General features: G+C 63.2%; 12 protein-coding genes. 8 read left to right on the top strand and 4 right to left on the bottom strand.

The genetic code is table 11. The annotated features are described in order from the left end of the window. Positions 1-50 precede the first annotated feature (50 nt). Positions 51-2,564: an ABC transporter permease gene (locus tag BSY17_RS01795; protein ID WP_069064106.1), complete on the bottom strand. Its 2,514-nt coding sequence runs from the start codon at positions 2,562-2,564 to the stop codon at positions 51-53. Then, entirely contained in the window at positions 2,561-3,262 is a 702-nt protein-coding gene (locus BSY17_RS01790; protein ID WP_069064105.1) for an ABC transporter ATP-binding protein, read from the bottom strand. Before BSY17_RS01790 ends, BSY17_RS01795 begins: the two co-directional genes overlap by 4 nt. On the opposite strand from BSY17_RS01790, the gene BSY17_RS01785 reads away from it, so the two are divergent. Further along, positions 3,261-3,974, top strand: a complete 714-nt coding sequence (locus tag BSY17_RS01785; protein WP_069064104.1) for an arylesterase — start codon at positions 3,261-3,263, stop codon at positions 3,972-3,974. The two genes, BSY17_RS01790 and BSY17_RS01785, sit on opposite strands and share 2 nt — an antisense overlap. Next, the gene (locus BSY17_RS01780; protein ID WP_069064103.1) at positions 3,967-5,019 is read left to right on the top strand and encodes an oxidoreductase; all 1,053 of its coding nucleotides are present in this window, start codon (positions 3,967-3,969) and stop codon (positions 5,017-5,019) included. The genes BSY17_RS01785 and BSY17_RS01780 overlap by 8 nt, the downstream gene beginning before the upstream one ends. Before the next feature lie 30 nt (positions 5,020-5,049). Here BSY17_RS01780 and BSY17_RS01775 read toward each other — a convergent pair whose 3' ends face one another. After that, entirely contained in the window at positions 5,050-6,222 is a 1,173-nt protein-coding gene (locus BSY17_RS01775; RefSeq protein WP_069064102.1) for an FAS1-like dehydratase domain-containing protein, read from the bottom strand. 186 nt (positions 6,223-6,408) lie between these two features. On the opposite strand from BSY17_RS01775, the gene BSY17_RS01770 reads away from it, so the two are divergent. The 6 genes from BSY17_RS01770 to BSY17_RS01745 all read left to right on the top strand — a co-directional run bounded on the left by BSY17_RS01770 (position 6,409) and on the right by BSY17_RS01745 (position 12,375). Further along, positions 6,409-6,960 (top strand): nuclear transport factor 2 family protein, encoded by a 552-nt coding sequence (locus BSY17_RS01770; RefSeq protein ID WP_083217016.1) that lies wholly within the window; start codon positions 6,409-6,411, stop codon positions 6,958-6,960. Between the two features lie 13 nt (positions 6,961-6,973). After that, a complete protein-coding gene (locus BSY17_RS01765; protein ID WP_069064101.1) occupies positions 6,974-7,855 on the top strand; it encodes an SDR family NAD(P)-dependent oxidoreductase in 882 nt (293 codons plus the stop codon). Continuing rightward, entirely contained in the window at positions 7,845-8,393 is a 549-nt protein-coding gene (locus BSY17_RS01760) for a nuclear transport factor 2 family protein (RefSeq protein WP_069064100.1), read from the top strand. The genes BSY17_RS01765 and BSY17_RS01760 overlap by 11 nt, the downstream gene beginning before the upstream one ends. Before the next feature lie 435 nt (positions 8,394-8,828). Continuing rightward, the gene (locus tag BSY17_RS01755) at positions 8,829-10,019 is read left to right on the top strand and encodes an AAA family ATPase (RefSeq protein ID WP_069064099.1); all 1,191 of its coding nucleotides are present in this window, start codon (positions 8,829-8,831) and stop codon (positions 10,017-10,019) included. Further along, complete coding sequence (locus tag BSY17_RS01750; protein ID WP_043154665.1) at positions 10,016-11,032, top strand: ParB/RepB/Spo0J family partition protein; 1,017 nt, start codon at positions 10,016-10,018, stop codon at positions 11,030-11,032. The genes BSY17_RS01755 and BSY17_RS01750 overlap by 4 nt, the downstream gene beginning before the upstream one ends. A gap of 155 nt (positions 11,033-11,187) precedes the next feature. After that, complete coding sequence (locus tag BSY17_RS01745) at positions 11,188-12,375, top strand: replication initiator protein A (protein ID WP_069064475.1); 1,188 nt, start codon at positions 11,188-11,190, stop codon at positions 12,373-12,375. A gap of 481 nt (positions 12,376-12,856) precedes the next feature. Here BSY17_RS01745 and BSY17_RS01740 read toward each other — a convergent pair whose 3' ends face one another. After that, complete coding sequence (locus tag BSY17_RS01740) at positions 12,857-13,867, bottom strand: hypothetical protein (protein ID WP_069064098.1); 1,011 nt, start codon at positions 13,865-13,867, stop codon at positions 12,857-12,859. Positions 13,868-13,918 lie beyond the last annotated feature (51 nt).

The raw sequence follows: 13,918 nt of genomic DNA, 5'->3' as shown, positions 1-13,918 counted from the left end.
AGCGCGCGTCACGGAACCGCGCTTGGTGCTGTTTGCGCGGCGTGGGACGTTCAAAGCTGCCGCAGTGCGGTGGCCGGGCGCACCGACAGCAAGGGGATTGATCCGGCGAGGCCGATGCCGAGCGTCAGCAACGCGCCGCCGCCCAGCGTTGCAAGGACGACCAGCCAGTCGGGCGACCAGGTGAAATCGAAAATCTGGACGATGACGAACCAGGCCGCGCCCGATCCGAGCGCCAGTGCGACCAGCGCCAGCATCATGGCAAGCAGGCCATATTCGAGCGCCTGGCCCCCCAATATCTGCCAGCGGGTTGCCCCCAGCGTCTTCAATATCACGCTGTCATAGCTGCGCGCCTGGCGCGAGGCGGCGATGGCGCCCACCAGCACCGCAATCCCGGCGAGGATCGCGACCGAGGCGGCCGCGACAATGGCGGATGACATTTGCGTCATGATCGCGCCGACCTGCTCGATCACTTCGCCCACCGCGATCACCGACACGCCGGGGAAGGCGGCGAGCAGCGCGCGCGTGACCTGATTGTCCTGGCGCGGGTCCATGGTGATGGTGGCGGCCAGGCTGTGCGGGGCGGCGGATACGGTGCCGGGCGAAAAGACCATGATATAGTTGAAGCCCATCGTCTCCCAATTGATCTTGCGCAGCGACGCGATGCGCGCGGTGATTTCCCGCCCCAGCAAGCTGACGGTCAGCGTGTCGCCAACGCCAATGCCCAGCGTCCTGGCGGCCTCCGCGTCGAAGGAGACCAGCGGCGGTCCGGCATAATCGGGTGCCCACCATTGCCCCTCCACCAGTTCGCTGCCTTCGGGCAGCGTCGTGCTGTAGGTGATGCCGCGCTCGCCGCGCAGGAACCAGGCGCCGTCGGGCAGTTCCTTCAGGTCCGTGACGCGCTGATTGCCATAGGCGACGATGGTGCCGCGCAGGGCCGGGACGATGTTGAACTGCGCGTCGGGGGCTTGGCTGCGCACGATCGTCTGGAAGCGGTCCCCCTCCCCCGATGGGATGTCGAGGACGAACTGGGCCGGTGCCGTCTTGGGCACGACGTTGCGGATTTCACTGTCGAGGCTGGTCTGGATACCCGCCAGCGTCACGAACAGGGTGAGCGCCAAGCCGAGCGCGACGATCAGCGCGGCCGTCTGCGCACCGGGACGATGGAGATTGGCGAGCGCGAGGCGGAGCAAGGGGCGTCGCGGGCGCGGCGCGCGCAGGGCAAGCTGGCGCACGCCCCAGCCGATGCCGAGCAACAGGAGCAGGACCGCTGCGGTCGCGCCCAATACGGCGGCAGAGAAGAGCGGGTCGCGCGCGGTGCCGAGCGCCAGCGCGACCAACAGCGCACCCGCCGCCGTCATGGCGATCAGGCTGCGCCGGTCGATCCCGTGCCGCGCATCGACCACGCCACGGAAGAGAAGCGCAGCGGGCTGAGTCCGGGCGCGGGCGAGCGGCGGCAGGGTGAAGAGGAAGGCGATCAACAGGCCATAGGCAGCGCTGGTGACGAGCGGCAAGGGATGGAGTTGGAAACCGGGGCTGACCGGCAGCACATCGCCCGCTAGCGCAACGATGGCAGGCGGCAGGAGCGCGCCGACGATCAAGCCGCAGGCAATGCCAAGCAGCGCGACACAGCCGATCTGGAGCAGATAGATGCGCGCAATGTCGGTCGAGGTCGCGCCCAGCACCTTGAAGGTGGCGATGCCGGGGCGCTTGAGCGCGAGATAGGAGGCGACGCCATTGCTGACGCCGATGCCCGCGATCACCAGCGCGGCGAGGCCGATGAGCGAAAGAAATTGGCCCATGCGAACGATGAAGCGGCTGGCGCCGGGCGCGGCGCGGTCGCGGTCCTTATATTCCCACCCGGCCGAGGCGTAGCGTTTTTCCAGATCCTCGCGCACCGCCTGCGCGTCGGCCCCAGGGGACAAGCGAAGGCGATATTTGCTGTCATAGAGGCTGCCGGGCTGGATCAGGCCGGTGCGGCGCAATCCGTCGAGCGAAACGATCGCCACCGGGCCAAGGGTGAAGCCTTCGCCCAGCCGGTCGGGTTCATCGGCGATGACGTCCGCGATGGTGAAGGTGGCGGTGCCATAGACGAGGCGGTCGCCGGGCTTGACGCTTAATCGGTCGGCGAGCGCCGGGCCGATGAGGATGCGGTCGGGGGCAAGCGGCGCGCGATAGACGCCGCCTTGCAGGGCCAGCGTGCCATAGAGCGGATAGGCGCTGTCCACGCCCTTGAGTTCGGTCAGCACGGCGGCCGAGTCCGGCCGCTCGCCCCGCGCCATGGCGCGCAGGCGGATGGTTTCGCTCAGGCGACCGAGACGACGGAAGGCGGCCTTGTCGCCCTCCCCCGCTTCGCGCTGGGTCATGGCGATTTCGACGTCACCGCCGAGCAGCCCCTGCCCGCGCTGGCTCAATTCCTGCGTGATCGCCGAGGTCAGGCTGCCGATCGCCGCCAGCGTCGCCACGCCCAGGAATAGGCAAAGGAAGAGCAGGCGCAGTCCCCGGAACCGGCCAAGCAGATCGCGCCGGGCGATGCGCCAACTCGACGCCCAATCGAGCGCGCTCACGCCGCGCGATCCGAAACGATCTGCCCATCGCGCATTTCGATGATCCGGCTGCAGCGGTCGGCGAGCGCCGGATCATGGGTGATGATGACGAGGGTCGCGCCCGCCGCGCGCTGGCGGTCGAACAACAAGTCCATGATGGTGACGCCGGTGGTTGCGTCGAGATTGCCGGTGGGTTCGTCGGCGAACAAGATGGTCGGGCGCGGCGCGACGGCGCGGGCAATGGCGACGCGCTGCTGTTCGCCGCCAGACAATTGCGATGGGTAATGATCGATCCGGTGGCCAAGCCCGACCGCGCGCAATTCATCGGCAGCGCGCGCGAAGGCATCGGACACGCCCGCCAGTTCAAGCGGCACGGCGACATTCTCCAGCGCCGTCATGGTGGGGAGCAGGTGGAAACTCTGCAGCACGATGCCGATGCGGCCACGCCGGGCGCGCGCCAGGTCATCCTCATCCAGCGCGCCAAAATCAACGCCGCCAATATGCACATCCCCGCCGCTCGCGCGTTCGAGGCCACACAGCACCGCCATCAGCGAGCTTTTACCCGATCCCGATGCGCCCAGGATTGCAATGCTCTCGCCGCGCAGCAAGGTGAGATCGACGCCCTTCAATATCTCGACCGGCGCGTCGCGCGTGCCGAGCGAGAGGGTGACATTGCGCGCACGGATCGCGATAGTGGCGGGATCGATAGGCATATGCATGAAGAAGGAGCGCTCCTTGGCGGGCAGATTATCGCAATATGGGGCGTTGGCGCTGATTGTCCAACTGGCGAGCGGCTGTTCGGACAGCACGCCGCCGCCCCCCCCGGTCGCCAACACCGCGCAGGTTGCACCCGCCGCTGCGCCAGTGGCCGATGGCAAGCTGGTGGTGGCGTTCGGCGACAGCCTGTATGCCGGTTATAATCTGGATCAAGGCAAGGGGCTGGCCCCGATGCTGGAGCAGGCTTTGGTGGCCCGCGGCATGAAAGCGCAGGTGGTCAATGCCGGGGTGTCGGGCGATACCAGCGCAGCGGGACTGGCGCGGCTGGCCTTCACGCTCGACGGGCTGGCGCGCAAGCCGGACCTGATGCTGGTGGGCCTTGGCGGCAATGACATGCTGCGCGGATTGAGTCCCGAAACGACGCGCGACAATTTGGACGCGATCCTTGCCGAGTTGAAGAGGCGCGATATTCCGGTGCTGCTGACCGGCATGCTCGCCTCCCCCAATATGGGGCCGGATTATGCCGCCGCCTTCAACCCGATCTTCCCCACGCTGGCGGCGAAATATGACGCCACGCTCTATCCCTTCATGCTGGACGGGGTGATCGGCGATCGGACGCTGCAATTGCCCGATGGCATTCATCCCAATGACAAGGGGGTGGAAGTGATCGTCGGCAAGCTGACGCCGATCGTCGAAGGGGCTTTGCGTGGCTGATGTGATCCGGGTCGGACTGGTCGGCTATGGCCTGGCGGGTCGGATCTTCCATGCGCCGCTGCTGCGCGCTGTTCCGGCCATGCGGCTGACGACGATCAGCACCAGCCGGGTGGACGAGGTTACGGCCCTGGACCCGGCCATTGCGTGCGTAGCGACACCGGCCGAGATTTTCGCCGACCCCGCCATCGACCTGGTGGTGATCGCGACGCCCAGCGCGACACATGCCGATCTGGCGGCAGAGGCGTTGCGCGCTGGCAAGCATGTCGTGGTGGACAAGCCGTTCGCGCTGTCGCTGCAACAGGCGCGCGATCTCGCCGCCTTGGCGGGCGAATGCGGGAAACTGCTCGCGGTTTTCCACAATCGCCGGTTCGATAGCGATTTCCTGAGCATCCGCGCGGCCATTGCCGAAGGCGTGGTCGGGCGCATTACCCATTTCGAATCGCACTTCGACCGTTTCCGGCCGGACGTGCGCGATAGATGGCGCGAGGATGGATCGGCTGGGTCAGGCACATGGTTCGATCTGGGGCCACATCTGGTCGATCAGGCGCTGGCCTTGTTCGGGCGCCCCGATGGCGTGAGCGCCGACATTGCCGCCTTGCGGGACGGATCGCCATCGGACGACTGGGCGCATGTCGTTCTGCGCTATGCCGGGATGCGGGTCATATTGCACGCCAGCATGAGCGCGCCCGCGGGAGAGGCAGGCGGCAGTCCGCGCTTCCTGGTGCATGGGCAGGGCGGTACGCTGGTCAAGATGCGGCTCGACCAACAGGAAGCGCAACTCGTAGCCGGGTTGCGCCCCGGCGATCCGGGCTGGGGGGCGGATGATGATCCGCTCGTCATCTATGACAGGCAGGGCGGCAGGACCGTGCGGCCTGCGCTCGCGGGCTGTCAGCAGGATTATTATGTGCAGATGGCGGCGGCGATCCTGTCGGGCACACCCCTTCCCGTGACGTTGGAAGACGCCCTTGCGGTACAGGAAGTGGTGGAGGCCGCGCAGATTTCAGCACGGGACGGTAGGCAGGTGGCGCTACCGCTGACCGACTGATCCTCCCCTTGTCAGGGAGGATCGATCCCGTCAGGCAGGCTTTTTGGGCAATTCGACTTCGGCCTTGGCGGTTGCCAGCGTGACGCCCGCCTGGTTCATCAGGCGACAATCGAGCTGCACCATATGGCGGCCTTCCTCATCGATGAACTTGTCGAGGATGGTGCCGGTCGTGACCGTAATGTCGCCGGTCAAAGCAGGCCCGCGATAATTGCAGGCGGAATGGCGCACCATGCCCCACTCCCCTGCCCAACCCGCGAAATAGTCGGTGATCCACGCCCCCATCGACGCGCCATAGCCATAGCCGCGCGGCATGCCGATGAAGCGCGCCCAGCGCGGGAAGAGATGTCCGCGCGACGGGCCGAAATAGGCACCATCGGTAAATTCGGGATTGATCGCTTCCATCACTGGATCATTTTCATGCCCCGCCATTTCCTTGACGAAGCCCAAGGCTTCCATGTCGAGGTCGGTACGGCGATGGGTGCCACCCCATTGGGTGAAGGTATAGGCGCGCCATTCGGTGGTGAAGGACACGATCGAGTGCGGCCCGATCACCCGTTCGGGCAAGGCCGCGCCGATCGTGACATCGTCCCACCAGCGCCGGTCATGGCCCAGATCGTGCAGCATCTGGATCCATTCCATCTTGCGCGCTTCGAGCGATTCCAGATCGTCATCGGTCCACACCGGGTCATCGAAGCCATCGGTCGGCGCATTATCCTTACCCGCTTCCTGATTGTAGCGGATCGTGGTCGACCGCTGCTTACAGATCAGGTCGCCGGCCTGATTATAATAGAAATTGTCGCCGCGCTGGAAACAGGTGGGGCCAGCAAATTTGGTGTCCTTGACGGTATAGTCGAAGGGAATTCGCTCGTTCCAGATGCGGTCGCCACCCTGCATGCGCGGGCCATAGAACCACCATTCATCGCCGCCGAACAGCAAATGGCTGTTGGGAATGCCGCCGACGCAGGCGGGTGCGGAGCCATGGCCGCAATCCATCGTCACGGCAAAGCTCTGCGGCGCGACCAGCCCGCCCCAGCGGCTTTGCGCGGCATAGCCCGCATCATAATGGAGGCGGTTGGGATAGTGCATCGCCTGCACCCAGCGGCGGATGTCGTTATTGGCGATCGGCTCCACCATGCGGGCGGGCTGGATCGGCTTGCCCAGATATTGGTCGATATCCGAACAATCTAGCGTCGGGCTGCTCACACTGTCTCTCCTGCTCATGATCCGCCCCTTCCTGAGCAGGGGCACGCCCTAATGATGCACGCGCAGGCAGCGATGGAAAACCGGCTTGGCCGACCGATGGCGGGGTTATCGCCGGGCCGATATCCGGGCGCGCTGCTGTCGAGCGGGCGCGAAGCCGTCCATATCGGGTCCATGGCAATCGCTGGAATGAGGGAGAATGGAGCCATGGCTGATGGCGAAGCCTGGCGGCCGCTGGCCGACCGGATGGCGATAAGTGACTGCTTGGCGCGGCTGGCGCGGGGCGAGGACCGGCGCGCTGCGGACCTGATCCGCACGAGCTTCTGGCCCGATGCGACGGTCGATTATGGGATTTTCGCGGGCGATTTCGACGCCTATCTCGGCTGGGTGGTGCCGGGGTCCGACGCGATCACCGCGACACAGCATATGTTGGGGCAAAGCCTGATGCAGATCGACGGCGATGTGGCGAAAGTCGAAACCCATGTCAGCGCCTATCACCGGATCGATGCGGGCGGAGGCGCGCGGGATATGTGGCTTGGCGGACGCTATCTCGACGCGATGGCGCGACGGACGGGTGTCTGGCGGATCGCGAAACGGACCATGGTCTATGACTGGTTTCAGGATGCAGGCGCGGCCGCCGACTGGTCGCAGGGGTTGATGGGGATGCCGTTCAGCGCGCCGCATTTTACTGGCCGGGTGGCAGGTGATTTCAGCGCCATATTTTTCGCGCAAGCCGATTGAGGACAGATAGGCGATGGGACAATTGACAGGCAAGGTGGTCGTGGTGACGGGCGCAAGCCGGGGGATCGGCAAGGGGATCGCGCTTGCGCTCGCCGAGCAAGGCGCGACCGTTTATGTGACCGGGCGCACGGTCACTCCCGGCGCGCATGACCTGCCCGGCACGGTCGGCGAGACGGCGGCGCAGTGCGATGCGCGCGGCGGGCGGGGCATAGCGGTCGCGGTCGATCATGGCGACGACGCGCAGGTTGCAGCGCTGTTCGACCGGATCGCGCAGGAACAGGGTCGGCTCGACATTCTCGTCAATAATGCCTTCGCCTTGCCCGAAGACCTGACCACCCCCCTGCCCTTCTGGGAAAAGCCGCTGTCCAACTGGCAGATGGTGGATGTGGGGGTCCGATCCAATTTCACCGCCGCGTGGCATGCGGCGAAGATCATGACACCGCAGCAGTCGGGGCTGATCGTCGCCATTTCGGGCTATGTCGGCGTCACCTATACCTATGGCACGATATTCGGCACGGCCAAATCGGCGGTCGACCGGATGGCGCGGGACATGGCGATCGAGCTGGAGCCGCATGGCGTTGCCTCGCTCTCGCTCTGGCAAGGGCTGACCTTTACCGAGCGCGCGAACCGCAATCTGGCCGCCGACCCCGCCATGCAGGCGCGCACCGTGACCAACCCGCTGGTCGGCTGCTCGCCCGAATTTCCGGGCCGCGTCATCGCCGCGCTGGCGACTGATCCGGCGATCATGGCGCGGTCGGGCGGCACCTTCATCACCGCCGAAGTCGCGCGGGACTATGGCATTAGCGATATTGACGGAAAGGCCATCCCGTCCTTGCGCGCCGAGCGTGGTTCACCCATCTGGCGGCCGATCGCGGAGGCTGGCCATGGACGTTGAGCGCATCGCGCGGCTGGACGCGCTGCTTGATCGGCAGGACATCGCCGCCTGCATCGTCCGTTTCGCCCGCGGCATGGACCGGTTCGACCGGGCCTTGTTCCTGTCGGCCTTTCATTCCGACGCGACCATTGCGGCCGGGCCGTTCGTGGGTGGGGCCGAGGCGCTCTATGACTGGGCAACGGGGCTGCATGAAGCGGGGCAGGAGGCGACGCATCATAATCTGTTGAACCAGACGATCGACATCGACGGCGCCCAAGCCCATGTCGAAACCTATTATCTGTTTGTCGGCCGCAACCGCGATGCCAGCAACTGGGTTGCAGGCGGTCGCTATCTCGATCGGCTGGAAAAGCGGGCGGGCCACTGGAAGATCACGCTGCGCACCAATATCATCGAATGGTCGGGCCTGGTCCCTACCCTGCCGCTGCCCTTTGCCGACTGGCCCGGCATCGCGGCCAATGGCGTATCGGCGCGCGACGGCAGCGACCCTTCCTATCTGAGGCCGCTGGTCAATAACCGGCCTGGCCACGTCCCTGAATGACCGGTATCCAACGTGTTATCAACCCGGATGCATCGTGGTTTCGGAATCGCTTGGGCGTGCTATCGGATTGGATCAGACGTGGGATCGGTTTCATCGGTCGTGCTGCGACTCGCGATGACGGTTGCGTTACAGGTGCGTGACGATGGCGCTAACTCTGCTAATCTCCGAATAAATCCCCTAAGCCGATTAATGGGCAAATGGAGGCTAGGTTTGCTATCCAGACCACACACAGCGCATGGATAGAGGTTGAAGGGCTATCAGGGGGCACTAGACCCTTTCGAAGCGTGTCACGGCCAAGGTTGTCGTTTGAGGCTATCGCAACGCCGCAAGTGGCAATTCCCAGCAGTCATCTGCTACGGTTTGACTTTGATGCAAAAATGGAGGCATTAAACGCCAACCATTTTCAACAGTCGTGATTCGGCGCTGAGGGGCATCATGTCGTTTACGGTCAACACATTGCGGAACGTCACCACCGCTTGCCAGCAAATGCGCGATCACATCAAGACGATCGTGTTCCGGCCGGACAATCACAAGACGCTGGATATCAGTTTTGGGCCGACCGTCGCCGCCGAACTGATCGGCCGGACACCCGAAGCGCTGGCAAAGGCAGAGGCCAAAGGGCGCCTGCCCCAGCCCAAGCAGCAGGCCAATGGCCGCCGCTACTACACGCTCGAAGACCTGACCCACATCCGCGAGGCGCTGGGCATTCATGTCGGCAAGCAACCCGACGAGGATGCCGTCGTGTTGGCGGTGCAGAATTTCAAAGGCGGGGTCGGCAAAAGCACGATCACCAAGCATCTCGCAGACTATCTCGCCTTGCATGGCTATCGCGTGCTGGTGATCGATTGCGATCCGCAGGCGTCAACGACGACCATGTTCGATATTCAGCCTGAAACGCTGATCGACGATGAACAGACATTGGGCGCGTTCCTGTCGCCGCGCAGTACGTTCAGCGAATTTTCGCAGACCATCCGTGATACCCCTTGGCCTACGATCAAGATCGTACCGTCGAGCCTGGGCCTGCAGGATGCGGAATGGGATCTGACCGCGACATTGCGCGAAGGCGGCCAGGCCGTGCGTGAGGGTTTGCAGGCGCTGCGTATCGGCATTGCGAGTGTGACCAAGGATTTCGACGTGATTCTGCTCGATCCGCCGCCAGCCATGGGCTTCCTTGGTCTCAATGTGATGGCGGCGGCCACCGGCCTGCTGATCCCCGTGCCGGCGCGGCAGCTCGATTATTTGTCGACTATCCATTTCATGGACACGATCGCCGACAATATCGAGATCCTTGAAGAAAATGGCACGCCGGTTGATTATGGTTTCATCCGCGTCGTCTGTTCCGCCTTTTCGCCGAGCAAGCCGGGCGAGAACGACATGTGGCGGATCATGCAGGCGACCTATGCGGGATTGCTGCTGGGACAACCCATCCTCGCGTCCGAGGAAATCAAGAATGCGACCCAGGCGTTTCGGTCCATCTATGAATCCAAGCCCTCCGCGTCGCACCAGACCTATACGCGCTGCCGTGATAATCTGGATGCGGTCTTTGCCGAGGTTGAACAGCAGATCCGCCAGCAATGGCCATCGACCAGCCTGACCGCTGACTCCAGTGTGGGCGTGGCGGCATGAGCCGTCGTTCCCTCATCAGCGAAGCGCTGGCATCGGCGCTTAACGATCCGGCCCCTCCCCCGGCCACGGCCGAACCAAGTCCTGCAGCGCCGCGCACCAATTTCACCAACAAGCGGTTGGAAGCCTTTGGTGAGGCAGCGCGGATCGTCAAGCGGCCGACGATCCGGTTGAAGCCGTCCGAATGTTCGGTCTGGCCTGGCAATGCGCGCGACTATTCGATGCTGGATGAGCATCGGCTGCGCAGCCTGATCGATTCGATCCTGGCCGAAGGCAGCAACCGGGTGCCTGCGGTGGTCCGCCGCACGCCCAATGCGGAACTGCCTTATGAGCTGGTCACGGGAACGCGGCGGCACTGGGCGATCGCCTGGCTCAACGCCAATCATTATCCCGACATCGAACTGATCGCGATTATCGAGGATCTGGACGATGAGGCCGCGTTCCGGTTGGCGGACATCGAGAACCGTGAGCGCGAGGATATTTCCGACCTTGAGCGCGGCATGAACTATAAGGCGGCGGTCGATAATTTCTATGGCGGCGTGCAATTGCGCATGGCCGAGCGGCTCAAGATTTCGAAGTCGCAGCTATCGCGGTATATCGCGCTGACCGAAATCCCCCCTGCCCTTGTCAGCGCCTTTCATTCGCCGATGGATCTCCAGGCGAAATATGCCGAGAAGTTGCTGCCTCTGCTGCGCGATCCAGCTTCGCGTGCGAAGCTGGAGGCGGCGGCCGAGCAGATCGCGTCCGAACAGAGTTTTCGCCGGTCCGGGGATGAGCAGCCGATTGCCGGGCCGGAGGTCATGGCGCGCTTGCTCAAGGCCATGGTTGCCAAGGGCCGTGTCCAGAAAGCCGCGATCGAAAGCCCCGTTGGTGCTGCGATCGGTCAGGTGGAAAAGGATCAGCAGAAGATATTGACGCTGTCCCTGTCGCCATCCGACTTGTCGGTGGACGAGATATTGGCGGCGCTGCGTCCCATCATCGAACGGGCGAAGATCTGCACGGCCAAGCGGCGCTAGCTGTGGGTGTGAAAAGCTAAGAATAGCCATATTATCGTTATATTTCATATTGTTATATTGATTTTCCCCCTGGGGGGAAGGCAAATGGGATCATCGTGGTGGAACAGGAGGGCGAACTCAAGACGGCGCTGAAAGAGCGCAAGGTCCAGTTCGAAATGTTCTTCACCCTGCCTGACTTCAGCGATATTTCGCTGCGCGATTATCAGGAAACGATGCAGCGGCCCTTCTTCAGCTTGTCGAAGCGCAGGCGGGTTAAGCCCATCAAATATATCAGTCCCGACAAGTCGGTAACCGTCCATGTCTCCGCCAATCCCACCTATGGCATGGCGACGATCTGGGACGCCGACATCATGATCTATCTCGCCTCACACCTTAACGAATTGCGCGAGCGGGGGCAGAATGAACTGTCGCCGGTCATTCGCATCCAGCCCGGCGATCTGCTCAAACGCATATGCTGGGGCACCAGCGGGCGTGCCTATGAGCGGCTAGTGAGCGCGCTCGATCGGCTGCAGGCCACTACGATCAAGACCAATATTCGTGCCAGCGCCAAGAGTCGCGAGACGACCTTCTCCTGGATCGATAGCTACACCCATTTGGTGGACGAGCGGACGCAACGGTCGCTTGGCATGGAGATCACCCTGTCGAAATGGTTTTTCGATGGCGTGATGGACAAGCGCAATATCCTGTCCATCTCCCCGCTCTATTTCGAAATTACGAGCGGCCTTGGCAAATGGCTCTATCGCGCGTCGCGCAAACATGCGGGCGGCAATGGGGCCGAAGGTTTCACCATCGGCTTTGAAACCCTCCACCAGAAGAGCGGTAGCGAGAGCAGCTATCCCGTGTTCAAGCGCAAGCTGCTGGAACTGGCCAAGGGCAACGACCTGCCCGATATCAGCCTGGAGGTGATCGACGGCGATAGCGCACGACCGAAGATGAAGATGGTCATGCGTCGACATCTTGCCGAACAGCCCGGCCGCAAACGCAAAACGCCTGCGCGTGTGGCCAACACGAAGGATGATATGGTCGATGCCGGCTTGGCGCTTGGACTCATCTCTCGCGTATCGGAAGGGATGCGGGTTGCCGATCGGCCTGCCCGCGTCAGCGCGTCGACAGGTGGTGCGCGACCCCACTCCCCTGCCCGCAGCTCCAGCGCCAACAAGATGCTCGATCCAGATATCTATGCTTCCATCCGGGCGGATTTCCCGGGTTGGGATTATGACGAACTGATGCGGCGGTTCGACGCCTTTCTCGGCGAAAACCCCGCCGAACTGCCGCGCAACTATTCCAAGCGTTTCTATGGCTTCGTAAAGGAGCATCATCGCCGGAATAAATATCGGCTTTGATGGAAGACGGCGGCTAGCGCCCTTCCCTATCGACCTTCAACGTGTTTTCGAAATTTCATAAAACCGGTGGCCGATCTGTCGGCATTCGCCCGTATCGTTCGGCAACCACGTCAAAGACCGCGCAATTGCGTGACTTAGGCAGATCGGCTTTCAAACCTTTCGGGTCGCAAGCGCTTTATCGCGATGATTCTGAAAACACGTCGCATAGCAAGATGACGATCGCTCCAAACTAGTGAAGCCATATGGGCCTTGGTCTATCCGGCCCGCCCGGTCGTTAGTGCAGGCTGCACGATGCAGCAAACGTGTTTTTAGAATCACGCGCTCGCGCATCGGGTGATGCCTCCCCCACCAGTCCCCTATGAAATTTGCCAACTGACTCAGCAGAACAAAAAGAGAAATTGCGAAAATTGGCCGTAGGAGGCCTCTGGGGCGCCACAGCTTCTTCGGCATAGATTGACACCTAGCGTGGCCTTGTTGGTGCTCAGAAGGCTTCTGGCGAGGTTTCATTTTTCCCATCGCCCGACCAAAATTCATCCTCATGCCAATCTTGGGGCTGGGTGGAGGAGGGCAGGGGGCTGTAAGATAGAGACACGGGTATCGCGTAGCTGCGATAGCTTGCTTGGCCAGATTGTTCGATCAGCAGTCCAAGATCGGAGGCAATCGTCAACAGCTTGATCGCGCCAGCCGATGTCTGGCCCAACGCGGCGGCCACCTGCCGACTAGTGACGCGCGGCCGTGCCATGGCGAGCAGCAGCACATCCTTCAATTTCCCCGGACGCCGCCGCCCGGCGACATGGCCCATCGCGCGCTTCGCATAGCTCCTTAGCCGCATCTCCAGATCAAGCTGGACCTGCGCACCCGCCGCAATCGCCTTCAACCAAAGCAGCGACAATTCATCACCCTGAGCCAGTAGCCAAGGGGCGCGGCTGCGTTCGAGGCCCATCGCCGTCATCCCTCCGGCCGAGCCATCCCATCGCCCCGGCCCCCAACGATCGCCGATCAACAGACTCGCCACCAAGTCGCTCCGGCCAAGGGGGGCGTGGTGGCGCCAGAGGCGGGCCAGATCAGCACCGTGAAGTAGGGGCGGGGAGGGGGGCAGGGCGCGGGCGTCTCGTTGCCATCGTTCGATCGCCATCAGTTGGTCCCCGATGGTGCGCCCGCCAGTTGGCGGATGGCGGTCTTGTCCGAGCCAGCGCAACAGCGCAGGTCCATCCTGCACCAGTGCCTCCAGGCCGATGGCGGTGCCGATGCTATCGCGCGCGGCGCTTAGATCGAAAGGCGAGGTGGAGACCGCGCTCCTTGCGTTTATCTCGATATCGAGGTCGTCCAGCGCCTGCCCGTCGATGCGGGCCAAGGCCTGCCGCTCGGCGATCAGGCACCGTGTTCGCCAGGGATGGCGCACCGGACTGAGCCGCCGTCGCTCCTCGATCCGTTCGATCGCCGCCTGCGCCTGGGCATAAACGAGAAGCATATTATGATCGGGAAATGCCATGGCTATGATCCGATACTAGGCCGCTAGGTTCGATTCATATCCGAATTGGAA

The organism is Sphingobium sp. RAC03, from assembly GCF_001713415.1.
In the GTDB taxonomy this organism is placed as follows: domain Bacteria; phylum Pseudomonadota; class Alphaproteobacteria; order Sphingomonadales; family Sphingomonadaceae; genus Sphingobium.
Note: the sequence above shows the minus strand (reverse complement) of the source record. Positions and strands in the feature narration are given on the sequence as shown.

What these genes read in the sequence shown, in the direction of transcription:
- BSY17_RS01785 (WP_069064104.1), top strand. Translation starts at nt 3,261, where the DNA reads ATGAAGAAGGAGCGCTCCTTGGCGGGCAGATTATCGCAATATGGGGCG.
- BSY17_RS01790 (WP_069064105.1), bottom strand. Translation starts at nt 3,262, where the DNA reads ATGCATATGCCTATCGATCCCGCCACTATCGCGATCCGTGCGCGCAAT.
- BSY17_RS01770 (WP_083217016.1), top strand. Translation starts at nt 6,409, where the DNA reads ATGAGGGAGAATGGAGCCATGGCTGATGGCGAAGCCTGGCGGCCGCTG.
- BSY17_RS01765 (WP_069064101.1), top strand. Translation starts at nt 6,974, where the DNA reads ATGGGACAATTGACAGGCAAGGTGGTCGTGGTGACGGGCGCAAGCCGG.
- BSY17_RS01760 (WP_069064100.1), top strand. Translation starts at nt 7,845, where the DNA reads ATGGACGTTGAGCGCATCGCGCGGCTGGACGCGCTGCTTGATCGGCAG.
- BSY17_RS01755 (WP_069064099.1), top strand. Translation starts at nt 8,829, where the DNA reads ATGTCGTTTACGGTCAACACATTGCGGAACGTCACCACCGCTTGCCAG.
- BSY17_RS01750 (WP_043154665.1), top strand. Translation starts at nt 10,016, where the DNA reads ATGAGCCGTCGTTCCCTCATCAGCGAAGCGCTGGCATCGGCGCTTAAC.
- BSY17_RS01745 (WP_069064475.1), top strand. Translation starts at nt 11,188, where the DNA reads ATGTTCTTCACCCTGCCTGACTTCAGCGATATTTCGCTGCGCGATTAT.
- BSY17_RS01740 (WP_069064098.1), bottom strand. Translation starts at nt 13,867, where the DNA reads ATGGCATTTCCCGATCATAATATGCTTCTCGTTTATGCCCAGGCGCAG.